Below are 24,172 nucleotides of genomic sequence, written 5' to 3'. Positions count from 1 at the left end.
GCGCCGAAAGTGACGCTTCGTCCAGGTCAGAACGACAGTGTGCTCGGGCGTGCCGGGGAGAGGGTGACGGGGTGTGAGCGGGGTGGGATCCGCCGGTCGGCGGGCGGTCTTAAAGGGACTGCTGCGTCGTGACCGGCTCACGGGCCAGATCGCGATAGGGCTGGTCGGCGTACTGATCATTTCCGCCCTCGTCTACGGCGTCGGCATGGCCAGCGCACGTTACAAGGTCTCCGACGTCGGCGCCTGGCTCACCGCCACCGGCAAGGGCATGATCGTCCACGCGAACGGCCTGCTCGGCAAGGTGGACGGCAAGGCCCAGCTCCCGGCGCGGATCCGCAACTCCAACATCAAGATCATTCAGGACGGCAACACCGTCCTGCTGGTCGACGAGGCGACCGGCGTCGTCAGCCGCATCGACCCGTCCCAGCTCAAGGTCACCCAGAGCCGCGCCTTCGGCCCCGGCGTGCAGATCGCGGCCGCCGACGGGGTCGCCTACACCGTCGACCTGGCCAAGGGCGCCGTCCAGCAGATCGACCCGGTCAGCCTGGCCGCCGTCAACCAGCCGGTGGCCCTGCCGCCGCCCCTCGACATGGCGGGGCTCGACGCCCGGGGCACGTTGTGGGTCCCGCTGCCGCAGAGCGGCACGCTCCAGCCGATCCTGAACGGCGTCAAGGGCGCCCCCGCCGAGGTCGCCCGGCCCGGCGCCGAGCTCCAGCTCTCCATGGTCGCCGGCGTCCCCACCGTGCTCGACACCACGACCGGCACGGCCGCGATCGTCGGCTCCGGCGGCGTCCGCAAGGTCGCGCTGCTCTCCTCGGTCCGCGGCGCCCCCAAGGTCCCCGCCCGGGTCGAAGGACAGACCCTGCCGATCCTCGGCGCGGCGGGCTCCCTGGTGCTGCTCGACACCGGCACCGGACGGCTGACCTCCGCCGGGCTGCGCCTGCCGCAGCGCCACGCCTTCGGCGCCCCGCAGGTCCTGGGGTCCAGGGTCTACATCCCGGACGAGACCGCCGGCGAGCTCATCGTCTACAACTCCGCCACCGGCCGCATCGAGCGCCCGGTCCGCGTCTCCGGCCGCCCCGGCGCCATCGACGTCTTCGTCAAGGACGGCATGTTGTGGGCGAACGACCCCGACGGCGACAAGGCCGTGGCCATCGGCCCGGACGGCGTCGCCAAGCCCATCCAGAAGTACACCGACAAGGTCCCCGGCGGCCAGCGGCGCCCCATCCCGTCCCAGGGCGACGGCGGCGACCGCGGCGGCCGTGACGGAGGCAACGGCAACCAGGGCGGCGACCGTCCCGGCAACCAGGGGCCGCGCAAGCCCGGCCCCGACCAGCCCCCGACCGCGCCGAGCGGCGTGCGGGCGACCGGGGAGAACGGCACGATCAAGGTCGACTTCGTGCCGTCCGGCTACAACCGCATCCTGCCCGCGGAGTACGTCCTCACCGACGCGCAGAACCGCGCGGTGCCCGGCGCCCAGCCCGCCTCGGTGCCCGCGAGCGGCCAGCCCTACCAGTTCACCGTCGGCAACCTGCCGTGCGAGCAGACGTTCCAGTTCCGCGTGCACGTGCGCTACCAGGACCCGCGCAGCAAGGCCGTCCGCAACGGCAGCCACGGTCTCAGCAACCGGACCGCCGCCTGCGTCAACCCGAAGGCGCCCGAGTCGGTCCAGGCCCAGGCGAACCCCGCCTCCGGCGACATCACCGTCAACTTCGTCCCGGGGGCCGACTCGGGCGCGGTCACCGGCTACGTCGTGACCAACGACCAGGGCACCCCGTACCCGGGCACCGCCACCGCCGGGCCGGGCGGGCCGTACCAGTTCGTGGTCGAGGGCCTCGCCTGCCAGGCGGGCGACTACACGTTCAAGGTCGCGGCCAGGTACACCGAGCAGGGGCAGGAGAAGGAGGCCCTCTCGCAGTCCTTCGCCAACGCGCGCCCCTGCAACGAGCCCGGCGCGGTGACCGGCCTGAGCGCCGACCCCGTCAACCACGGCGCCACGGTCCGGTGGGGCGGCGGCACGGGGCGCGGCGTGACGTTCGAGGTCACCTCACCGGGCGGCACGCAGAACGCCGGCACCGCCACCAGCGCGAACGTCACCGGGCTGGCCAACAACACCACGCACCAGATCACCGTGCGGGCGCGCAACGGAGCGGGCGAGACCACGGCGACCACCTCGGTGAACCTCGCCTACCAGACGTCGGTTCACCGAAACAAGGCCAACAACCAGACGAACACCATCATCCGGCCGCAGCCCAGGAAGACGGGCGAGGCCGGACGGATCAACCAGGGCCAGTACATCGACATCACCGTCATCTGCCAGATCCGCGGGGAGAGCGTCACCGAGTCCGAGACCGGCGAGACGAGCGTCTGGTGGAACCGGATCAACTGGAACGGCGGCACCGCCTACCTGAGCGTGACGCTCATGGAGGGGCCGCGCCAGCCCGGCGGAACGATGTTCGAGTGCGCCTGACGCGAGGGAGCAAGGACGGGTGACCGACAACCACACCAACATGGCCGACGGGGAGGCGCTGGCGGCGCGGTTCGCGCAGATGTTCGCGGCGCTGGCCGGCAACATCGAGCGGGTCATCCGGGGCAAGCGCGACAAGGTGGAGCTGTCCCTGATCTGCCTGCTGGCGGAGGGGCACCTGCTGGTGGAGGACGTGCCGGGCGTCGGCAAGACGACGCTGGCGCGGGCCGTCTCGGCGTCGGTGGAGGCGCGCTGGGCGCGCATCCAGTTCACCCCCGACCTGCTGCCCAGCGACATCACCGGCGTCTCGATCTTCAACCAGGGCAAGAGCACCTTCGAGTTCCACCCCGGGCCGATCTTCGCCAACCTCGTCGTCGCGGACGAGATCAACCGCGGCTCGCCCAAGACCCAGTCGGCGCTGCTGGAGGTCATGGAGGAGCGCCGCGTCACGGTGGAGGGCACCCCGCACCCGGTGCCGCGCCCGTTCATGGTCATCGCCACCCAGAACCCGGTCGACATGGACGGCACGTACCCGCTGCCGGAGGCCCAGCTCGACCGGTTCCTGATGCGCATCTCGATGGGCTACCCCGACCACCAGTCCGAGGTGGCGGTGCTCGCGGGCATGCCGACCGGGGCCATGCTCGACAAGATGCCGCCGATCGTCGGGCGCGAGGACGTCGGCCGCATGATCGAGTTCGCGTCGCGGCTGCACGTCGCCGCGCCCCTGTACGACTACGTGGTGCGGGTCGTCGCGACGACCCGGGACCACCCCGAGCTGCGGCTGGGCGCCAGCCCCCGGGCCAGCCTCGCGCTGCTGCGGGCGGCGCGGGTGCGGGCGGCGGCCGCCGGGCGTTCGTACATCGTGCCGGAGGACGTCAAGGCGCTGGCCGTGCCCGTGATCGCGCACCGGCTGATCGTCACGCCGGAGGCCGAGCTGCGCGGCCGCACCGGCGCCGACGTCGTGGGCGAGGTGCTGGCCAACGTGCCGACACCCCAGGCCGCGGCCGTCTGATGCTGACTCCGCTGGGGTGGGGGACCGCGGCGGCCGGGGTCGCGCTGTACGGGACGGGCTGGTGGCTCGGCTACCCCGAGCCCGCGATGCTGGCGCTGGCCGGGCTGCTGGCGGTGGCCGGCGCCGTGGTGTGGACGCTGCCGCGGCCCAAGCTGGAGATCAGGCGCGAGATCTCGCCGCTGAAGGTCGAACGCGGCGAGCCCGCCGCCGGCGTCCTGCACGTGACCAACCGGGGACGCGGCATCCGCGGCGGGCTGACCGGGCTGGACACGGCCGGGTCGACGCCGGTGTCGGTGGACATCCCGCGGCTGCGGGCCAAGGGCACCCGGACGGTCACCTACCGGCTGCCGACCGGCCGGCGCGGCGAGATCCCGGTCGGGCCGCTGCGCCTGGTGCGGGCGGACCCCCTGAACCTGGCCCGGCGCGTACGGGAGTTCGGCCGCCCCGAGACGTTGCTGGTGCGGCCCAAGACCGTCCAGCTCGGGCTGCTCCCCTCGGGGCGGGCCTACCACCTGGAGGGGCCGACGAGCGACAAGTCCCCCGCGGGCACGACGACGTTCCACGCGCTGCGCGAGTACGTCATCGGCGACGAGATGCGGCACATCCACTGGAAGTCGTCCGCGCGCACCGGCACGCTCATGGTCCGGCAGCTGGTGGACGCCAGCCTGCCGACGACGACGCTGGTCATCGAGGCGCAGCCGGAGGCCTGGGCCGACCAGGACGACTTCGAGCTCGCGGTGGACGCGGCGGCCTCGGTCGCGGTCGGCGCCTGCCAGGCCAACTTCCCGGTACGGATCCTGGCGGGCGGCGGCCCGGTCGCCGACACCAGGGGAGGCCCGGACGACGCCGAGGCGGTCCTCGACCACCTCACCAGGGTGATGCCCGCGGCGGGCGCCCAGCCGGTGCTCGACGTCGTCCGCCGGGTGCGGCCCGGCGGGTCGCTGGTCGTGGTGACGTCGGGACGGTCCGACCTCGGCCGGATCGCGACGGTGCGCGGCCGCTTCGACCGGGTCGTGGTGTTGCGGGTCAGGCCGGAGAGCGAGGCGGTCGCGCCGCCCGGCGTGCACCTGGTCGACTTCGGCGACCTGGAGACGCTGGCGAACGCGTGGCAGTACCTGGGGAGGCGGCGATGAGGCGGTATCTCTCGCTCGTCGTGACCGCGAGCCTGGCCGCCGTGGCCGGGCTGGCGTTCCACCGTGTCTTCGGCTTCGGCCCGGTCGTGCCGGTCGTCGCGGTCGCCGCGACGGTCCCGACGGTGTTGTCGGCCGCGCTCGCCGGTCCCAGGTCCGACCGGCCCTGGCCGTTGTGGGTCTCGCTGGTCCTGACCGTGATCGGCTGGACGGCGACGGTCGCGGTCACCGTGCTGCGGCCCGCGCTCAGCGGCGGCACGCTGCCGCAGGCCCTGCGCGAGGGCGTGCTCAGCTCGTGGAAGTCGATCCTCACCACCCTGCTGCCCGCACCGGCCAAGCCCGAGTTCCTGGTGCTCGTCCACGTGCTGGTGTGGCTGGCGGCCTTCGCCTCAGCCGAGCTGTCGCTGCGCACCTCGCTGCGGGCCGCGCCGTGCCTGCCCGCGTTCGCGGTGTTCGGCGTGGCCCTGATGCTCGGCGTGGACGGCCCCGGCTCCAACCTCCCGCTCGTCGCCGCGACGGTCGTCCTGATCGTCGTGCTCGTCCTCATCCGCGGCCGGATGGGCGTCCAGGCAGGTGCCCAGGCAGGTGCCGGGGCGGGCGCAGAGACAGGTTCCGGGGCCGGCTCCGAGGCGGGCACTGGAACGGGCGCGGGGGCGGGCGCCAGGGCGGACTGGCGGCCGGTCCTGCTCGGGCTGCCGGTCGCCGCCGCGCTCGGCGGGCTGGCCTTCGTCACCGGCCCCCACCTGCCCGTCAACGCCGAGCCGTACAACCCGCGCGAGAACGTCGCCGCCCCGCCGCCGCAGCAGCGCGACAGCGTCAGCCCCCTCGACCGGGTGGGCGGCTGGCTGCACAGCGGCAACCAGATCCTCTTCAGCGCCCGCGGTGGCAAGCCCGAGCCGTTCCGGCTGGTCGTCCTGGACAGGTTCGACGGCGTGACCTGGTCGTCCGCGGCCAGGTTCACGCCGACCGGCAGCCGTGTCCCCGCCGACCCCGAGCCCGGCGAACGCCTGCCCCTCTCCCAGACGATCACGATCCGCGAGCTGCCCGGCGTGTGGTTGCCGGCCGCCGACCGGCCCCGCCTGGTGAAGGGCCTGGGCGTGGTCGTCGACCCGGAGAGCGGGACGATGGCGTCGGCGCAGCAGCTGAAGGCCGGGCAGGCATACCAGGTCGACGCCCAGGTCAGGACGTGGAAGGACGCCGACTTCGGCGGGGCGGGCGTCGCCCAGGACGCCCAGGCGAAGGCGGCGACGGAGCTGCCCTGGGGGCCGGGCGCCACCGCCGCGCCCGTCCAGATCGCGGAGTTCCGGGCGTTCGCCCAGCGCGCCACCGCCGGGGCCACCTCCCCGGGCCAGCAGGCGGCCATGCTCGCCGACCACCTGAAGAAGTACGCGCGGTACGACGTCAGCGCGCCGCCCGGCCACAGCTACCGGCAGCTCGACTACTTCCTCGGCGAGAGCCGCCGAGGCACGCCCGAGCAGTTCGCCACCGCCTACGCGCTGCTGGGACGCACGCTCGGCCTCCCCACCCGGGTCAAGGTGGGCTTCACCGGCGGCACGCTGGTCGGCGACGAACGGGTCATCCGGTCCGGGGACGTGATGGTCTGGCCCGAGGTGAAGCTCGACGGGTACGGCTGGGTGGAGTTCGACCCGATCCCCGTTCAGGCCAAGCGGTCCAAGGACAGCACGGTCGCGACGGGGGAGACCAAGCAGGGCCTGGAGAACGCGCAGCGCAACGCGGTCAACCAGAACCGCGGCAACAACCCGGGCAAGTCCGCCCCGCCCGTACCGCCCAAGGCGGGAGCCGACGGCGGCTTGGGCATCCCGGTGTGGACGATGCCGGTCGCCGGGGTCGTGCTGCTGGTCCTCGGCTACCTGCTCGCCGTCCTGATCGCGCCCGTGCTGCGCAGGCGGCGGCGCCGTTCGGGGTCGCCGGCGGAACGGATCGCGGGGGCGTGGCACCAGACGCTGGAGCACCTGCACGACGTGGGCCTGGCCACCGCCCGGACGCTCACCGCGCACGAGGTCGCCCGGTTCGGCGCGCGCAACCTGGGCGACGCCGCCCTGGCACATCTGCGGCCGCTCGCCGACCTGGTCAACCGGAGCCGGTTCTCGGCCGGGGCCGCAGACCCCCGGGCGGCGGACGCGGCGTGGGAGCACAGCGACCAGGTCGGACGGCTGGTCACCGCCAAGGCGGGCCTCCCGCGGCGCCTGCTCCGCCGCCTCCACCCCCGATCCCTCCGCCCCCGCTAGCACGCCCCTGCGTCGGGGCCGGGGGCGGTGCGGGCGGGTCAGTAGGGCTTGGGCTCCGACTCGACCATGGCCTTCAGGCGGGCGGTGTCGCCGGTGGTCCAGCCGTCCGGGCCCGCGATGGCCGCCCATCCCTCCACCGCGTTGGTGCCGTACTCGTGCCCGTGCGGGGCGGGCGGCCCGTACGCCAGCATCAGGTCGACGGTCGTCTGCCAGAAGCTGACCAGCGGGAACCACCGCACGTCCGCCGAGACGTCCGGCCCGCGCGGCAGGTCGAGCCAGTCGGGCCGCTGGAAGAGCAGCTCGGGGCTCCACCACACCACCGGGTCGGAGGCGTTCTGGAGGTAGAGCACGCGCGGGCGCTCCCGCCCCGCCGCCGCCAGGTCACCCGGGAACTGGGCGAACCGCACCGCCCGTCCCCGGTCGTACACCGCGCGCCAGACGGGACTGCCGGGGTCGCGCCCCGCGATGATCGTGCGCCAGATCGGGTTGACGTTCGGCGGGCCGACGAGCAGCGCCCCGTCGGTGCGGGCGAGCAGGTCGTCCAGCCCCGCGAAGGCGCTCTCCACGCCGTACGAGCCGAGGCTCTCGCCCGCGACGAGCAACCTCGGGCGGCCGCCGGGAGGGAGCGTCTCCAGCTTGGCCCGCACCTCCCGGATGAGCGCCGCCGTGGCCCGTGCCGCGCGGTCCCGGTCGACCAGGAAGGACGCCCAGCTCGGCAGGTAGGAGTACTGGAGGGCGGCGATGGCGGTGTCCCCGCCGTACATGAACTCCAGCGGCTCGCTGATGCGCGGGTTCAGCCATCCGCTGCCGGTGGTCCCGGCGACGGTGAGCACTGCCCGGCCGAACGCGCCCGTGCGCTCCAGCTCGCGGACGGCCAGCCGCGCCTCGTCCGTGAACTCCTGATGGCCGACCTTGTGCGGCATGCCCACGTACACCCTGATCGGGTCCAGCGCGGGCCGTCCGGTGAAGGCGCTGATCCGTTCCCTGGACGGCGCCGTCGCGGTGAAGTTGCGCCCCTGCGCGCCCAGGCTCGCCCAGCCCACGGCCGAGGCGGGGCTGCCGGAGACGAACGGCGAGCCGGGCCGCGCGATGCCGGGCAGCGTCCCGGCGTTGGCCGCCGCGGACGTGCGGTCGGCGACCGCGAGCACCGTGTCGTACACCACGCCCTTCAGCGCCGCGGCGAGGATCACCGCGCTCAGCGCGAGGCCCCCGAGGTAGGCGAGCCCGCGCGGCACGAAACGGTCGAGCAGCTGGATGAGCGCGAGCGTCCCGAGCCGGACCGCCCGCGCGGCCAGCAGCAGCCCGGCGCCCACCACGGCCGCGACGAGCAGCACGAGCGGGATGATCCAGTCGCTCTCCGGCGGCAGCCCGGTCAGGCGGCGCAGGTCGCCCTGCATGCGCACGCTCTCGATCCACGCCAGCGGCAGCGTGATCAGCGTCCCGGCCACGGCGAAGATCCGCCAGCCGTACGTCCTGGCCCGCGTGGACGGGTACCGCCCGCCCAGCGCCCAGCGCACCGGCGCCCACACCAGCGTGCCGGCGCAGTAGCCGATGAACGCGGTGACGCCGCCGATCACGCCCTGGAGCAGCCACGAGCGCGGCACCAGGGACGGCGTCAGCGACGACCAGAAGAACACCAGGCCGACGACGGCCCCGGCGAGCCCCGGCCGCCGCCACATGAGGGCGGGTGTCACCGCACGCGGCCCCTGGGCGGGCACCAGGTCGAGTTCAGGTCCGCGCCCGGCCAGCCCGCCGTGACCGCGCCCGCCACGTACGCGCTCTGCAGGAAGTCCAGGAGCGCGTCGCGCGGGTCGGCGGCCTCCCGCACCGCCTCCCACGGCAGCCGGGCCTGATGGGTCGCCCCGGTCGGCTCCCAGGTCGCGGCGTCCGGCCGCAGCGGCTGCCCGGTGAGCGCCTCCGGCTCGGGATGGGTGTAGGAGTAGAACGCGGGCGCGCCGGTCTGCCGGTCGCCCGCCCACCAGCCGAAGCTGATGACCTCGTGGCTGTAGGCCTCGCGGGCGACCGGGTCGGCGCCCTCCATCTCCGGCGCGGGCCGCCCCGAGAACCGGGCGGTGGCGAGGTCGAAGCTGTGCCAGAACAGCTGCACCGGGCTGGCCTTGCCGTCGAACCAGCCGCTGAACTCCTGGAAGACCTCGTCCGCCCACAGCAGCGCCCGCCGGAAGTCCTCGACCGCCGCCCGGTCGTAGGCGTCGTGCTCGGTGTCGTCGGCGAACGGCGTGGTCATCGGCACCCCGTACGGCTCGGCCTTGATCTTCACCTGGATGCCGAGCCGCCGCAGCAGCGCCTCCAGCTCGTAGTAGAACGCGGCGACCGACAGGCCGTCGCGGAGCGGGACGGCCTCCTCGCGCCCGCCGGCCCGGACGTCCAGACGATGGTTGACCAGGTCGAAGGCGATGGTGAAGCTCACCCCGTCGTGCAGCATCCGGCCGGTCGAGTAGCCCCGGTCGGTCACCTTGAGGGTGGTGTGCCACCAGTGGTTGCGCGGTGCCGCCGACGCGAGCTGGATCTTCCCGACGATCTGCGTCCAGAGATGCAGCGTGTCCTTGGTGGGCTCCCATGCCGCCAGCGGCAGGGCGGGCAAAGCGTCGCTCATAACCGCGCTTCTACCCAGAACGGCGTTCCGGACCAACCGCTTTGTCGTTCCTTGGCATGGATCAGGGCAAGACCTGCTGGTGGGGCAGAGTGGTACTCCCGTTCCGCCGTCGAGGAGGCGTCATGACCGACCCCGCCGGGCCGCGCCCGGTCAGCCCGGCAAGTCCGGTCCGTCCGGTACGTGCACCGGAGCCCGCTGACCTGGAACGGGCGTGGCGCGACGTGAGCGCGGTGCTGCCGCCCACGCCGGTCGTGCCGACCCCGCTGGCGCCCGGCGCGGTGCTCAAGCTGGAGACCTTCCAGCCCGTCGGCGCGTTCAAGATCCGGGGCGCGCTCGCCGCCATGGCCGCGCTGCCGCCCGGCGAGCCCGCCGTCACCGCCAGCGCCGGCAACCACGGACTGGGCATGGGGTACGCGGCGCAGCGGCTGAAGGCGGACGTCACCGTCGTGGTGTCCACCCGCGCCTCGCCGGCCAAGGTCGCCAGGATCAGGGCCTACCCGGTCCGGCTGGTCGAGCACGGCGCCACCTACGACGAGGCCGAGGCGTACGCGCTCGGCCTGCCGGGCCGGTACGTCTCGCCCTACAACGACCCGCACGTCATCGCCGGTCAGGGCACCATCGGCCGCGAGCTCGACGCGCAGGTCGAAGGCCCGCTCACGGTGGTCGCGCCGGTCGGGGGCGGCGGGCTCGCCGCCGGGCTGAGCCTGTGGGCGCGCGAACGCGGCGACGTGCGGCTCGCCGGCGTCGAGTCGGCCGTGTCGCGGGGCGTCTCCGCCTCGATCACCGCCGGGCGCGTGGTCGACGTGGAGGTCGGCGACACCTTCGCCGACGGGCTCCCCGGCAACCTGGAGCCGGGCAGCGTGACGCCGGGCGTGCTGCGCGGGCACGTGGACATGACGACCGTCACCGACGCCGAGCTCCGCACCGCGATGCGGTGGTTGTTCGCCGAGCACGGCCTGGTCGTGGAGGGCGCGGGCGCCGCCGGCGTGGCCGCCGTGCTGTCCGGCCGGGTCGAGGTCACCGGCCGCCTGGTCGTCGTCCTCTCCGGCCGCAACATCACCGTCCCCGTCTACCGGGAGGCACTGCGCGACGACTGACGTGGTGGCCGTCCTGGTGGCCGTCGCGGTGGGCATCTTGGCCGATTTGTAGGCACACCCGCTGCTGGTGCGTTACCGGAAAACCAGGCTTGGCGTGTTTTGGTCATGGCCGGGGTGGATAGATGATATTGCCGCTAAAGTCCCCTGTTCAGGCAAAGGGACGGGTGACTCGTGAGTCGACAGGGGAACGGCGGGGTCTGGCGCGCCGTGTTCAGCCGGGATCGCATGACGGGGCAGGTGGCGATCGGACTGGTCGGCCTGCTGGTGGTGACCGCCGTCGTCTACGGCGTCGGAGTCGCCAGCGCCAAGTACAAGCTGTCGGACGTGGGCGCCTGGCTGGGCGCCACGTCCAAGGGCATGCTCGTCCACGTCAACGGCCCGGCCGCCAAGGTCGACGGCAAGGCGCAGCTGCCCGCGCGGCACCGCACGGCCAACATCAAGATCATTCAGGACGGCAACACCGTCCTCCTGGTCGACCAGACGACCGGCGTCGTCAGCCGCATCGACCCGTCCCAGCTCAAGGTGACCCAGAGCCAGCAGTTCGGCGGCGTCCGGCTGCAGGTCCTGGCGAACGCGGGCAAGGCCTACACCGTCGATCCGGTCAAGGGCGTCGTGCAGGAGATCGACCCGGTCAAGCTGGCGCCGGTGGGCAACCCCGCCACGGTGGCGCCGCCGCTGGAGGAGGCCGGGGTCGACGTGCGGGGCACGCTCTGGGTGCCGTCGCCGCAGACCGGCCAGGTCGTGCCGTTCTCCGGTGGCGCGCTGCACGGGCCGGTCCGCGTCGGCACCGGCGGCGACCGGCTGTCGCTGGCGATCGCGGCGGGCGAGCCGGTCGTGGTCAACGCCACCGCCGGAACGGCCACGATGGTCGGCCCGGACGGCACCGGGCGGCTCACCGCCAACCTGCCCTCCACCATGCGGCAGGCCACGCGGACCGGCGCCGAGACGCTGGTGCCTCCCCGGACCGAGGCCAAGACCGTGCCGCTGCTCGTGCAGAGCACCGGCTCGCTGGTGCTGCTCGACACCGGCACCGCGCAGTTCCGCAGCGTCAAGCTGCGGCTGCCGCGGCACCGCTACCAGGCGCCGCAGATCCTCGGGTCCCGGGTCTACATCCCCGACGAGTCGGCCGGCGCGCTGCGCGTCTACAACACCGCGACCGGCGGCATGGAGGGGACCATCGCGGTGGCGGGCCGCAACGCCGACCTCGAGGTCTTCGTCAAGGACGGCATGTTGTGGGCGCACGACCCGCAGCGGTCCGGCGCGGTCGTCCTCGACGGCCGCGGCCCCGCACGGGCCTTCGGCAAGTACGAGGACCAGGTGGCCGGCGGCAACAACCGCCGCAGCCTGCCGCAGGGCCAGGGCGGGCAACAGCCGTCGACGACACCGAACAACCCGCCGCAGCCCCCGCCGCCGCCCAACCGCACGCCACCGCCGCCCGGCGCCCCTCCGGAGCCGCCCACCGGGCTGGTCGTCACGCCCGGCGCCGGGACCATGCGGATCGGCTTCCAGCCCGCGCTCGGCGGCTCGCCGACCGGATACGTCCTCAAGGACGTCCCGGCCGGGCTGACCGCCGCCCCCGCCGCACTCGCGCCGAACGCGGGCGAGTACGCGTTCACCGTCTCCGGCGGCGACTGCGCGCAGGAGTACCGCTTCCGCGTCGCCGTCCAGTACAAGGACGCCCAGGGCCGGGCGGGGGAACGGGTCTCCGGCTACACCGACCCCGTCCGCCCGTGCGTGGCCCCGGGCGCGCCGTCCGGCATCCAGGCGCAGGCGACCGCGCAGGGCGCCCGGCTGTCGTGGGCCGCGCCCGCGGGCGCACAGGGCGCCGCCGTCAGCTACAAGGTCGGCTGGACCGGCCCCACGTCCGGCACGAAGAACGTCACCACCACCAGCGCCACCCTCGGGACGATCTGGATCAACGGGCAGTACACGTTCACCGTGAGCGCCGCCAACGGCGCGGGCTCCGGCGACGGCACCAGCACGAGCGCCACCCTGACCGGGCCGTCGAGGTCGTACGCCATCCAGCACAACGGCAGCTCCGACGCCTACGCGAGGTCCGCTGCCAACGGCACCAGCGGCACCGTCTACACCTACAACGACAACGGCCACACGCTGACCGTGCTGTGCCAGGTCAAGGGCGCGTACTACACCCACCCGACCGCCGGCGCGAACTTCGCCGGAGACCTCTACAACAGGGTCAGCACGCCCAGCGGCCCCGGCTACATGATCGGCTACCTGGCCAACACCCCGGGCAGCGCCGGAACGGGCTGGAGGAACTTCGTCGGCCTACCGCTGTGGCGCTGCTCCTGAGCCTGACCCGCGCCCGCGTTCAGCGCGCGTCATGTGAGCCCAAGCTCGCGCGTCATGTCCTCTAGGCCCGGACCCGGGATGCCATCCCTGGGTCCGGGCCTACGGCGTGCGGGCTCGGGGCGTCCGGCCGCAGGGCGTTGGGACCTGACGCGTCCGCCTCTAGGAGGTGACGCGGGCGTTTCTGATGCAGATGGGCTTGGACCAGGACACCTGCGGTGAGTTGTCGGCGCCAAGGCCCGGCACGGAACCCACCTGGAAGCAGTAGCCCAGCTTGGGGTTGAGCTTGGAGAACGTGGCGGTCACGGCGCCGTTCTGCAGCGGCACGACCGCGTTGCGGGCGAACGGGGCCTGCTGCGCGAGGATCGGCAGCCGCCGCGCGTTCGGGGGCAGCCGCCACGTCAGGATGACCGAACGGCCGATCTCCCGCGCCTTGAGCCCGTAGGGGCGCGCGGACAGCAGCTGCGACTTGGTCAGCGGGGCGTTGCCCTGGGGCAGCTGGGTGCCGCCGCCCTGCGCCGGGGGGCCGCTGGACGCGGGAGCCGTCGGGTCGGTGCCGCCGCCCTTGTCGCCGCCGGTGAGGGCGAGCGCGCTGATGCCCACCACGAGCCCGCCGACGAGGGCGATGGACGCGGCGACGATGAGCCCGCGGCGCGGACCGTCCCCGCCGTCGAACTCCTGGCCGGGCGGCTGCGGCTGGGTGGTGTGCGGCGGCCCGGTCACCACCGCCTGCGGCGGCCAAGCGGGCACGACGCCGTCGACGGGGGAGGGGGACTGGGCGGGCGCGCCGGGACCCACGAGACCGCCCGCCAGGCCCGCGCCCGCGACGCCACCGGCCAGGCCCGCACCGGCGATGCCGTCCGCCGGGCCCGCGCCCGCCAGGTCGGCGGGGCCGGCGAGACCGGCAGGGCCCGGCGCGACGGCGCCCGGCGCGCGGCCGGCCACCGTCCGGGCGTCCGCGATCTCGGCGTCCGCCGCGCGGGCCGCGCCCGCCCGCGCCGCTGCCGCCCCGAGCTGGGTCGGCGCGTTCGCGGAGACGTCGAAGGCCGACGGCCCCTCGGGCGCCAGATGCGCGGCCGGGGTCGTGTCGGGCCGGGGGGTCGTCGGCGCCCACTCGGGCACCGCCGGCGGCCGTGGATGGGACGGGACCTGCGGCGCGACGACGTTCTCGAAGCCGCCGCCCCCGTCGCCGCTGTGGGTGAGGTCGGTCATCGGCAGGCCCAGCTCGGCTTGGAGGCGGCGCAGCCGCTGGGCGAACTCCACCGCGGTCGCGTACCGCTGCTCGGGCGTCTTGGCCATCGCCCGCGAGATGACCTCGAAGGCCTGCTGCGGCACGTCGGCCCGCTGGAACACCGGCGGCGGGTCGTTCATGATGCGGAACACCAGCTGCGCGATGCCCTCACCCTGCGGGCCCTTGAACGCGGGCCGCCCGGCCAGCAGCTGGTAGAGGGTGGAGCCGAGCGAGTAGACGTCCGCGCCGACGCCCGGCGTCCTGCCCTCCAGCACCTCGGGCGCCGCGTGGTGCGGGGTGAACGCCTGCGTGTGGCTGTGGTCGAACGAGTCGGTCAGCCGTGCGATGCCGAAGTCGGCCAGCGCGGGCTCGCCGTACCGCGAGACCAGGATGTTCTGTGGCTTGACGTCGCGGTGCAGCACGTCGGTCTCGTGCGTGGCCGCCAGCGCGCTCGCCATCTTGACGCCGACGCGCAGCACCTCGGGGACGGGCAGCGGCCCCTCCCGCTCCAGCCGGTCGATGAGCGCGCCGCGCTCGAAGTACTCCATCGCGATGTACGGGCGTCCCGACCGGGTCGTCCCGGTGTCGAGCACGGTCACGATGTTGGGGTGCCCGGACAGCCGTCCGGTGATCTTGCACTCGCGCTGGAAGCGGCGCATGGCCGAGTCGTCGACGGCGCTGATCGACAGGACCTTGAGCGCCACCGCCCGGTCCAGGCGCTCCTGGTGGGCCCGGTAGACGACGCTGAATCCGCCCTCGCCGACCTGCTCCAGGACCCGGTAGCCGGGAACGTCCTCGGTCATGAGAGGGGCAGGTCCTTCTGATGGGGGGCCGAGGGTGTTCCCCCGGGGGTACCAGATTAGTACGGGGACGAAACGGGCGTGTGCGGACGGGCGGATGGGGCCGGTGGCGGACATTCGCCAGTAGTCGTTAGGTATTGAACGACGTATGGTCCGCGTGGCACGCTGCCCGGGTGATCTACGAGGCGCTGAACGACGAGCACGACTACGAGATCGACGAGATCGAGGGCGCCCTCCCCGGCGGGCTGACCGGCACCCTCTACCGCAACGGCCCCGGACGCTGGCAGGTCGGGGAGAGCCTGCTCGACCACATCTTCGACGGCGACGGCATGGTGTCGCGGTTCGCGTTCGGCGGCGACGGCCGGATCCGCTACCGCAACCGGTACGTCCGCACCCGCCACTACCGGTACGGGCAGCGCACCGGCCGGGTCGGCCTGCGCGGCCTCGGCACCCAGCGCCCCGGCGGCGCGCTCGCCAACATGCTCCGGCCGCCCGCCAACGTCGCCAACACCGGGATCATCCGGCACGGCGGGCAGCTGCTCGCGCTCTGGGAGGGCGGACGCCCGTTCCGCCTCGACCCCGAGAGCCTCGAGACGCTCGGCGAGCACTCGTTCGGCGGCCGGCTCAGCATGGCCGCCGCGTTCTCCGCGCACCCGTCCCGCTGCCCCGACACCGGCGAGCTGTTCAACTTCGGCATGGACTTCACCCGGGTGCGCAGCCTGCGCTGCTACCGCGTCGACCGGCGGGCCCGGCTGCACCACATGCCGCGGATCTCGCTGCCCTACAGCCCGTGGAACCACGACTTCGCGCTGACCCGCCGCCATCTCGTCTTCGTGATCAACCCGGTGATCCCCAAGGTCGCGCAGATCCTGCTGGGCACCGGCTCGATCGCCGACGGGCTCCGGTACGAGCCGCACCGGCCCACCTGCTTCACGATCGTGCCGCGGTACGGCGGCAAGGCGCGGATCGTCGAGCACGAGGCGCTGCTCGGCTTCCATATCGTGAACGCTTTCGAGGACGGCGCGGACATCGTCGTCGAATTCGTGCGGTTCGCGGACTGGAATCAGGTGTCCACGGCATTCCGGGATTTCCGTACGAGCGACTTTCCGTGGGGTTGCGCGCTCATGCGCTGCCGCATCACCCCGTCCGGCCGCGTCGAGGCCCAGGATCTGTGCGAACTGCCGATGGAACTGCCGCACGCCGACGTCCGCCAGGCGGGGAGCCCGCACCGTTTCACCTACTTCGCAGGGCGCACCGGCCCCGCCGCCGTCGGCATCCACGCCTACGACCACCTCAAGGGCGTGCGCACGGTGCACGAACTGCCGCCCGGCCACGGTTTCGGCGAGCCGGTCTTCGTCCCCCGGGCCGACGACGCGGACGAGGGCGACGGCTGGCTGCTCGCGCTCGCGTACGACCCGGACGAGCATCGTTCGCGGCTGCTCGTGCTGGACGCCCGCGACCTGGAGGCCGAGCCGGTCGCCGTCGCGCACCTCCGGCACCACGTTCCCATGGGATTCCACGGTTCGTTCGTCCGCGAATAGCGGGAGATGTCACCCACCTCGATTAATCGTTCTGCCAATTCCGCGCCACCGCGCGAGCACCCTCCTTAATCTCTGACCGTCGTTCGCTCAGCAGGTCAAAGAGGAGTTGGCTCGATGCCGGAAGATGTCAGGTCGCGCGCCGCGACGGAGTCGCAGTATCGGGACCTAGTCCGGTTGGCGTACTTCGTTCTCCCCGGCAAGGGCAAGCGGTTCTACCGCCTCGCCGTGGCACAGCGCGTCGTCGACGGCGTGATGGCCCGCCGCGGCGACGTCGCCCGGCAGCGGACCAGGGTGCTGCGCCGGTCGATGCGGCCCTCCTGGCGGCTCCGCGTCGGCCTCGGGCCGTGGTTGCGCGCCCTGCCGGCCAAGCTCCCCGACCCCGCCCTCACCAAGGCCCTGGCGAGCATGGAACCGCGCGTCCGCGTCGCGTACGTGCTGCGCCACATCGAGGGCCTGCCGCGCTACGAGGTGCGCGACCAGCTCATCGCCCTGCGCGTCCGCGACGCCTGGTCCGTGATCGACGACGCCGACGCGGCCGACCTGCCCGCGATCGCCCGTTCGGAGCCGTTCGAACCCGCGCCGGTCCGCCGTCCCCGCCGCCGTCCCGTCCTCCCGCTCGCCGCCGCCACGCTGACCACGGCGCTGATCGGCACGCTGATCGTGACCGAGAGCGGCGGCTCGGTCCTCGGCGGCACGCCCGCGGCCGAGGCCCGCAACGTCCGCCTGATGGTCTCCGCCCCGGACGCCTGGACCCGCCGCCCGCACAGCCTGGACGTCTGGCCCGCGCGCGGCGACCTGGCCGCCGACAGGGCCTTCACCGGCCGCGCCCTCGACGCCTGGGCGGGCACCCGCCGCCCCGGCGCCCGCCGCCTGTCCGGCGAGGCGCAACTCCTGTTCGCGGGCCGGATCAACGGCACCCCCACCGCCCTCCTTCGCCAAGGTGCCCACATGGCCCGCTACACCACCGCCCCACCCGCCAACGTCCACCCCAACCCCACCGCCAATCCGACGCCCGCCCTCAACCCGGCTCCCACCACCAAGACCCAGCGTCCCAAGACCCCCGCCGACCCGGCATCCGCCACGAAGACGCCCAACGCCAAGGTGCCCAACGCCAAAGTGCCCAACACCAAAGTGCCCCAGAGCCCGGCGGCCGGCGGGGCCGGGGGTACGGGGGGCGGTGGATCGGGGCGCGGGATCCTTGAGGTGTTCGCGGTGAGCGGCGACGCGTCCAACCCGATCGCGCTCGGCGGCGGGCGTTACCTGCTCGCGCCCTGGGACAAGGGCGCGACCACGCCCGCCGGGCGCAAGGTGGCCGTCGCCGAGGGCGTGACGGCCCCCGTGACCGTCCGGACCCGCTGCGGGCGCGGCCCGCTGCTCGACATCACCGGCGGCGACGGCGCCCGGACCGTGGGCGAGTTCGGCGGCCTGCGCCCGGTCGTCCTGACCTACCGTTCCTCGACGGCCACCGCGCCCGCCAAGCCCGCCAAGGTCCCGGCGAAGCCCGCTCGGCTGAAGACGTCCAGCGTGGAGGTCTGGGACCGGCTCGGCTGCCTGCTCCCGGCGCCCACGCGGCCGGTCGCCGAGGCGGGGGCCTGGACCTTCTGGACGGGGTCGCTGCCGCACGGCGGCGGGAAGGCCGACTGGGCCTGCGGCGGCTTCACCTACGCGGACGGCGGCACGGTGAGCCAGGCCGCGCTGCTGGCGGACGAGGAGGAGCACGCCGCCGGCATGTGCGACCCGCGCCGCCCGGCCGGCGGAACGTGGTGGCAGGCCCCGTCCGACCGCTGGTACTACGTCGCCGCCGCCGCGCGCGGCCTGACCCCGCGCGCCACCGGCCCGGTCCGCCGGCCCGAGATCGCCAAGAGGCTGCTCGTCGGGTCCGCCCCCAAGCCCGCCGAACGCCCGTCCGACCCGGTCGTGCTGACCGCCAGGACCGGCTGACCCGCGTCACGCCAGGCCGGTCAGCGCGCACTTACCGCGATCGGGCACACTAGGGGTGCACCGAACGAGATTCAGCCGGTTGGCGCGCGACCGGCACGCGAAAGGGGTCGCACATGGGCAAGGGTCCGCTCTCCGGAGTGCGGGTGATCGAGCTGGCCGGGATCGGGCCGGGCCCGTTCGCCGCCATGTTGCTGGCCGACCTGGGCGCCGAGGTGATCCGCGTCGACCGTGCCGCCGCCGTCCGCCCGACCGGCGGCGCGGTCGGCACCGACTTCACCAACCGGGGCAAACGTTCGATCGGGATCGACCTCAAGAGCGAGCAGGGCAAGGAGGTCGTGCTCCGCCTGGTCGAGAAGGCCGACGTGCTCCTGGAGGGGTTCCGTCCGGGCGTGACCGAGCGGCTCGGGCTCGGCCCCGACGACTGCCTGGCCCGCAACCCCGAGCTCGTCTACGGGCGGATGACCGGCTGGGGCCAGGAGGGGCCGCTCTCGCAGTCGGCCGGGCACGACATCGGCTACATCGCCGTCACCGGTGCGCTGCACGCCGTGGGCCGTGCGGGCGGGCCGCCGCAGGTCCCCATGAACCTCCTCGGCGACTTCGCCGGCGGCAGCATGTACCTCATCGTCGGCGTGCTGTCCGCCCTCCTCGAGGCCAAGACCAGCGGCCGGGGCCAGGTCGTCGACGCCGCCATCGTGGACGGCACCGCCCACCTGTCCACGTTCATCCACGGCTTCATGGCCGGCGGCATGTGGCAGGACGAGCGCGGCGTCAACATGCTCGACACCGGCGCGCCCTGGTACGACGTCTACGAGACGGCGGACGGGAAGCACATGGCGGTCGGCGCGCTCGAACCGCAGTTCTACGCCGAGTTCATCCGCCTGCTCGGCCTGGAGGGCGAGGACCTGCCCGGACAGCACGACCGCGACGGCTGGCCCGACCTCCGCGAACGTTTCGCCGCCGCGTTCAAGGCCAGGACCCGCGACGAGTGGGCCGAGGTCTTCCTGCCCGGCGACGCCTGCGTGGCGCCCGTCCTCTCGCTCAAGGAGGCGGCGGAACACCCGTACAACACCGCGCGGGACGTCTTCATCGACGAGGGCGGGCACCTCCAGCCCGCGCCCGCCCCGCGTTTCTCGCGGACCCCGGCCGAGGTCGAGGGACTGCCGGTCCTGCCCGGCGTCGACAGCCGCGACGTCCTCACCGACCTCGGCTTCGACGACGTCGACGATCTCCTGGCCTCCGGCGCCGTCGCCCAAGCCTGACCACGACCCCAAGGGCCCGGCGGACACCCCCGCCGGGCCCTCCGCACCGCCGGGCGGCCATGCGGTCGCGTTCCCGGCCGACGTGGTCAGAGGCCGAGGCGTTTGGCGACGATCTCGTTCATGATCTCGTTGGTGCCGCCGCCGATGCCGAGGATGCGGGCGTCGCGGTAGTGGCGCTCCACCTCCGACTCGCGCATGTAGCCCATGCCGCCGTGCAGCTGGACGGCCTCGTGCACCACGTGCTCGACGGCGTAGACGGCGGTGTTCTTGGCGTACGCGGTCTCGGTCAGCACGTCCTCGCCCGCGACGTACCGTTCGGCGACGGTCCGCGTGTACGTGCGCGCCACGTCCACCTGGCGGGCCATCTCCGCGATCTTGTGCCGGACGAGCTGGCGTGACGAGAGCGGGCGGCCGAACGTCTCGCGGTCGCGGACCCAGTCCATCGTGAGGTCCAGGCAGCGCTGCGCCGTCGCGTACGCCTGGACGGCCAGCGACAGGCGCTCGGTGACGAAGTTCTGGACGATCTGCAGGAAGCCGCTGTTCTCGTCGCCCACCAGGTTGTCCGCCGGCACGCGCACGTCGGTGAACGAGAGCTCGGCGGTGTCCGAGCACTGCCAGCCCATCTTGCTCAGCGAACGCGACACCCCGAAGCCGGGGGAGTCCTTCTCGACGACCAGCAGCGAGACGCCCCCGAACCCCGGCTCGCCGGTGCGGACGGCGGTGGTCACGAAGTCGGCCCGCACCCCCGAGGTGATGAAGAGCTTGGCGCCGTTGACGAGGTAGGAGTCACCGTCGCGCACGGCCGTCGTCCGGATGCCCGCCACGTCCGACCCGGTGTCGGGCTCGGTGATGCCGAGCGCCCCGATCATCTCGCCGGCCAGCACCGGGCGCGCGAACCGGTCGATCAGCCCCTTGTCGCCCGAGGCGATGATGTGGGGGAGCGCGATGCCGTGGGTGAACAGCGAGGCCACCACGCCGCCGGAGCCGCCCGCCTGGATGATCTCCTCCGCCACGATGAGCGCGTCGAAGACGTCACCGCCCGAACCGCCCGCCTCCTCCGGGAACCCGGCACCGAGCAGCCCGGCCCCGGCCGCCTTGCGGTGCAGCTCGCGCGGCAGTTCCCCGGCGTCCTCCCACTCCGGCAGGAACGGCATGATCTCGCGGGCGGTGAACTCGCGGACGAGCTTGCGCAGCGCCGTGCGCTCGGGCGTGTTCCAGGGACTCAACGACGTCCTCCTCATTCGCGCCAGAATCAGATTCGGAATCTAACAGGCGTGGGTGGCGGCCCCGGACTCCGGATTTCGGTAACACTCCCCGTGTTCGTCTGATTACCTGATGAGGTCGAACGTACGTCACGCATCTCGGGGGATGCCCATGCACGCGACACCGCGACGGAGGCCGAGGTTCCGCTGGATCTGGGTGGCGGTGGCGGTGGTCGCGGTGGGGGCCGTCACGGTCGGCATGATCCGTCTCCAGGAGAAGGCCTGCGCCGCGACCGTCGCCCCCGCGAACGCCGTCACCCCCGTCACCCCCGTCACCCCCGTCACCTCCGTCACCTCCGTCACCTCCGAGACCGCTGGGACGGCCGTTCATCATCCTGACTGGTCCGTGGTCATGTGCTCGATGGGGCCGCTGCCCGCCACCGGCCACTACGTCTCGGTGTCGGCCGAGGAGTACGGCCAGGCCACCCTGTGCGGGGCGTACCTGGAGATCGACGGGCCCGAGGGCGCCGTGCGCGCGCAGATCGTCGACCGATGCCGCGCCTGCGCACCCGGACGCCTCGATCTCAGCGAGCGCGCGTTCGCCGAGATCGGCGACCCGGCCAAGGGCGTCATCCCGATCCGTTACCGCCTGGTGCGCGACCCGCGGCCCGCCTCCAGGCTGGCGGTCCGCGTCAAGCCCGGCTCCACCGAAGACTGGCTCGCCCTCCTGGTCCTCGGCCACGGCAACCCGATCACCCGCGTCGACCTGCACACCGGCGACGGCTGGCGCCCGCTGCGCCGCGGCCTGGACAACCACTGGACGATCTCGCGCCAGGGCGCGGGCCCGTACCGCGTCCGCGTCGCCGACCGCCACGGCAACCAGGCCGTCCTGCCACGCGTGCAGCTGTCCTCGTCCACCGTCCAGCGCACCACCGTCCGCCTGTACGGGACGCAACGTCCGAACGCCGGCTCAGCATCCCCTCCGCGCACCCCCGCCACCTCGCCGTCAACGACCCCCGGCTGCCCCTGAGCGGCGACCAGGCGCCCGCCGCGGGCGGGTGGGGGCGGGTCAGGAGAGGTCGGTGCGGAGGCGTTCGATGGAGTCGGTCATGTGCTCCTCGATGAGGCGGAGCAGGCGTTCCTCTTCGCCGTCGGCGATGGCGTCGACCAGGCGCTGGTGCTCGTCGACCAGCTCTTCGGGCTCGGGGTACTTGGCCTGGAGGGCGTTGAGGCACATGCGGGTCTCGACGAGGAGCGTCTGTGCCATGCGTTCCAGCCGGGGGCTGCCGGAGGAACGGACCAGGACCTCGTGGAAGGCCTGGTCGGCGTCGCTCATCTTGACCCGGTCGCGTTCCCGCGCCGCGTCCATGAGCTGTTGCAGCGCCTCGGTCAGCTGCATCACCGCCTCGCCGCGGTTGCGCTGCATCAGGAGCACGCAGGCGGCCCGCTCGATGGCGAGCCTGGTCATGTAGACGTCCTCCACGTCGCCCTCGTCCAATGTGATCACGAACAGGCCGCGGTGCGGCTCGCTGAGCAGCAGGCCTTCCTGCACCAGGCGCTGCATCGCCTCGCGCAGCGGGCCGCGGCTGATGCCCAGGCGCGCGGCCAGCTCGGCCTCGCCGAGCTGGTCGCCGGGCGCCAGGGAGCCGTACAGGATCGCCGAACGGAGCTCGTCATAGACGATCTCTACCGTGGATCTGCGGGGTACCGGTTCAAGCTCACCCAACTGGCCCATTACGGGGCCCCTCCTTAGTGGCGAAGAGCGTGCCCAGCCCGGGGTGCACGGGGGTCGCGCCGGTCAGGCGCAGCCCCTCCCAGACGCTCACCTGGTTGGCGGTGAGAACGGGCTTGCCCACCCGCTCCTCCAAAGCGTCCAGCCAGGAAACGGTGTGCAGCGCGGTGTCGGGCACCAGCACCGCCTCCGCCTCCGGATGGTCGTTGGCCGCGACGAAGTCCAGGACTTCGGCGCGGCCCAGGGTGCCGACCTCGGCCGCGGTGATGATGCCGCGGCATGACATGGACACCACCTCGACCCCGGCGTGGCCGAGGAAGGCGGCGAACCGGTCGGCGACGTCCCGCGGATAGGTGGCCGCGACCGCGACCCGGCTCAGGCCCAGGTGCCGCGCCGCGTTGACGAACGCGAACGAGGTGCTGGACGCGGGCACGCCGGCGGCCTGCTCGACGCCCGCGACCTGCGCGGCGGCGCCGTCCCAGCCGAAGACGAAGCTCCCGCTGGTGCACGCCCACACCGCGGCCGTCACGTTCATCGCCCGCAGTTCGCGGGCGCCCTGGGCGAGAACGTCGGAGCCACCGATGTCGAGCAGGGCGTCGACCCGGTGCGCGTCCTCGCGCATGGTGGTGTGCACGACCGGAAGGCGGACGCCGCCGCCGAGCAGCCTCTCGATCGCCGGATACTCGTCCTCGGCGCTGAACCCCGGGTACAGGAATCCGACGGAGTCGAGAACGTCACCCATTGATCCTCCCGAGGTCACCGGCCGTGAGGTAGATTGTCGACAATCTTACCATCAGGTGGCTGGGCGACCCCGGGAAGTGAATCCTCAGGCCGCGGTGGTCGAGCCGAGATGGACGAGCGACTGGCCCTCGCCGGCCGCGGGGACGCCCATGGCGCGCAGCGCCGAGCACATCGTCACCTGGTTCGCGGTCAGCACGGGCTTGCCGAGCATGCGTTCCAGGGGCGCGATGATGTCGTACGTCGGCACGTTGGTGCAGCTGATGAACACCGCCTCCGCCTCCGGCCGGTCGACCTGGGCGACCGCCTCGACGATCTCCCCGTAGCCGACCTTCCAGATATGGCTCAGCAGGCCGAGCCCCACCCGCGACACCACCTGCACGCCATGGGCGCGCAGGAAGTGCACGAGCCGGTCGGTGACGCTGTCGATGTACGGCGTGACCACCGCGATCCGCCGGGCGCCGATCAGCCGGAGCGACTCGGCGAGGCCGCCGGAGGTCGTGACCGCGGCGGGCGCGCCCGCCGCCCTCATCGTCTCCTGCAGCCGGTACTCGCCGGTCGCCCCCCGGATGAAACTGCCCGAGGCGCAGGCGTACGCCACCGCCCGGGGTTCGGGGGTGAGCACGTCGCGGGTGGCCTGCCGCACGATCGAGTGGTCGGAGAGCGCGGAGGCCATCTCCACGGTCACCGGCACCGGTACGTACGGCAGCCGCGTCATGTAGAGCGAGACGTCGTCGGGCATCCAACGCCACAGTTCGCGGTCCAGGGCGAAGTCGAACGGTGCCACGACACCGATGCCCTGTTGCGCCAGCAGCGCGGGTGTGACGACGAGGGCGGGATCGATCGCCATCG

The 24,172-nt window shown here is 73.4% G+C and carries 17 protein-coding genes; 10 read left to right on the top strand and 7 right to left on the bottom strand.

The annotated features are described in order from the left end of the window. Positions 1–205 precede the first annotated feature (205 nt). From ABZ810_RS16465 to ABZ810_RS16450, 4 genes are read left to right on the top strand one after another with little or no spacing between them, the layout of a single operon-like run. Positions 206–2,470, top strand: coding sequence for a hypothetical protein (locus ABZ810_RS16465; RefSeq protein WP_358403722.1), 2,265 nt, complete (start codon positions 206–208; stop codon positions 2,468–2,470). Between the two features lie 19 nt (positions 2,471–2,489). Beyond that, positions 2,490–3,479, top strand: a complete 990-nt coding sequence (locus ABZ810_RS16460; RefSeq protein WP_358403720.1) for a MoxR family ATPase — start codon at positions 2,490–2,492, stop codon at positions 3,477–3,479. Beyond that, positions 3,479–4,612, top strand: coding sequence for a DUF58 domain-containing protein (locus tag ABZ810_RS16455; protein ID WP_358403718.1), 1,134 nt, complete (start codon positions 3,479–3,481; stop codon positions 4,610–4,612). Before ABZ810_RS16460 ends, ABZ810_RS16455 begins: the two co-directional genes overlap by 1 nt. After that, positions 4,609–6,858 (top strand): DUF3488 and transglutaminase-like domain-containing protein, encoded by a 2,250-nt coding sequence (locus ABZ810_RS16450; protein ID WP_358403717.1) that lies wholly within the window; start codon positions 4,609–4,611, stop codon positions 6,856–6,858. Before ABZ810_RS16455 ends, ABZ810_RS16450 begins: the two co-directional genes overlap by 4 nt. Positions 6,859–6,896: 38 nt before the next feature. Here ABZ810_RS16450 and ABZ810_RS16445 read toward each other — a convergent pair whose 3' ends face one another. Continuing rightward, positions 6,897–8,552, bottom strand: coding sequence for an alpha/beta-hydrolase family protein (locus ABZ810_RS16445; RefSeq protein ID WP_358403716.1), 1,656 nt, complete (start codon positions 8,550–8,552; stop codon positions 6,897–6,899). Further along, entirely contained in the window at positions 8,549–9,472 is a 924-nt protein-coding gene (locus tag ABZ810_RS16440) for a DUF5996 family protein (RefSeq protein WP_358403714.1), read from the bottom strand. The genes ABZ810_RS16445 and ABZ810_RS16440 overlap by 4 nt, the downstream gene beginning before the upstream one ends. A gap of 122 nt (positions 9,473–9,594) precedes the next feature. Between ABZ810_RS16440 and ABZ810_RS16435 the strand changes: the two genes are divergently transcribed. Beyond that, positions 9,595–10,569, top strand: coding sequence for a pyridoxal-phosphate dependent enzyme (locus ABZ810_RS16435; protein WP_358403713.1), 975 nt, complete (start codon positions 9,595–9,597; stop codon positions 10,567–10,569). A 237-nt stretch (positions 10,570–10,806) separates the two neighbouring features. Further along, entirely contained in the window at positions 10,807–12,879 is a 2,073-nt protein-coding gene (locus ABZ810_RS16430) for a fibronectin type III domain-containing protein (RefSeq protein ID WP_358403711.1), read from the top strand. 159 nt (positions 12,880–13,038) lie between these two features. Here the strand turns inward: ABZ810_RS16430 and ABZ810_RS16425 are convergent, their stop codons facing one another. Further along, on the bottom strand, positions 13,039–14,910 hold the full coding sequence (locus ABZ810_RS16425; protein ID WP_358403709.1) for a protein kinase: 1,872 nt from the start codon (positions 14,908–14,910) through the stop codon (positions 13,039–13,041). A 170-nt stretch (positions 14,911–15,080) separates the two neighbouring features. Here ABZ810_RS16425 and ABZ810_RS16420 point away from each other — a divergent pair, with 170 nt between their 5' ends. The 3 genes from ABZ810_RS16420 (at position 15,081) to ABZ810_RS16410 (ending at position 19,648) form a co-directional block, all read left to right on the top strand. Further along, a complete protein-coding gene (locus ABZ810_RS16420; RefSeq protein WP_358403708.1) occupies positions 15,081–16,448 on the top strand; it encodes a carotenoid oxygenase family protein in 1,368 nt (455 codons plus the stop codon). Between the two features lie 114 nt (positions 16,449–16,562). Continuing rightward, positions 16,563–18,389, top strand: coding sequence for a hypothetical protein (locus ABZ810_RS16415; protein ID WP_358403706.1), 1,827 nt, complete (start codon positions 16,563–16,565; stop codon positions 18,387–18,389). 113 nt (positions 18,390–18,502) lie between these two features. Continuing rightward, positions 18,503–19,648, top strand: coding sequence for a CaiB/BaiF CoA-transferase family protein (locus tag ABZ810_RS16410; RefSeq protein ID WP_358403705.1), 1,146 nt, complete (start codon positions 18,503–18,505; stop codon positions 19,646–19,648). Between the two features lie 86 nt (positions 19,649–19,734). On the opposite strand, the gene ABZ810_RS16405 is transcribed toward ABZ810_RS16410, so the two are convergent. Continuing rightward, positions 19,735–20,874, bottom strand: a complete 1,140-nt coding sequence (locus ABZ810_RS16405) for an acyl-CoA dehydrogenase family protein (protein WP_358403703.1) — start codon at positions 20,872–20,874, stop codon at positions 19,735–19,737. 148 nt (positions 20,875–21,022) lie between these two features. On the opposite strand from ABZ810_RS16405, the gene ABZ810_RS16400 reads away from it, so the two are divergent. Continuing rightward, positions 21,023–21,880 (top strand): expansin EXLX1 family cellulose-binding protein, encoded by an 858-nt coding sequence (locus ABZ810_RS16400; RefSeq protein WP_358403702.1) that lies wholly within the window; start codon positions 21,023–21,025, stop codon positions 21,878–21,880. A gap of 39 nt (positions 21,881–21,919) precedes the next feature. Here the strand turns inward: ABZ810_RS16400 and ABZ810_RS16395 are convergent, their stop codons facing one another. From ABZ810_RS16395 to ABZ810_RS16385, 3 genes are all read right to left on the bottom strand, one after another. Then, positions 21,920–22,585: a GntR family transcriptional regulator gene (locus ABZ810_RS16395; protein WP_358403700.1), complete on the bottom strand. Its 666-nt coding sequence runs from the start codon at positions 22,583–22,585 to the stop codon at positions 21,920–21,922. Beyond that, entirely contained in the window at positions 22,569–23,324 is a 756-nt protein-coding gene (locus ABZ810_RS16390) for a maleate cis-trans isomerase (protein ID WP_358403699.1), read from the bottom strand. The genes ABZ810_RS16395 and ABZ810_RS16390 overlap by 17 nt, the downstream gene beginning before the upstream one ends. A gap of 84 nt (positions 23,325–23,408) precedes the next feature. Further along, on the bottom strand, positions 23,409–24,170 hold the full coding sequence (locus ABZ810_RS16385) for an Asp/Glu racemase (protein ID WP_358403697.1): 762 nt from the start codon (positions 24,168–24,170) through the stop codon (positions 23,409–23,411). Positions 24,171–24,172 lie beyond the last annotated feature (2 nt).

It is taken from the genome of Spirillospora sp. NPDC047279, from assembly GCF_040643285.1.
GTDB lineage: Bacteria > Actinomycetota > Actinomycetes > Streptosporangiales > Streptosporangiaceae > Spirillospora.
The sequence above is the reverse complement of the archived record's forward strand: the minus strand, read 5'-3'. Positions and strand labels throughout refer to the sequence as shown.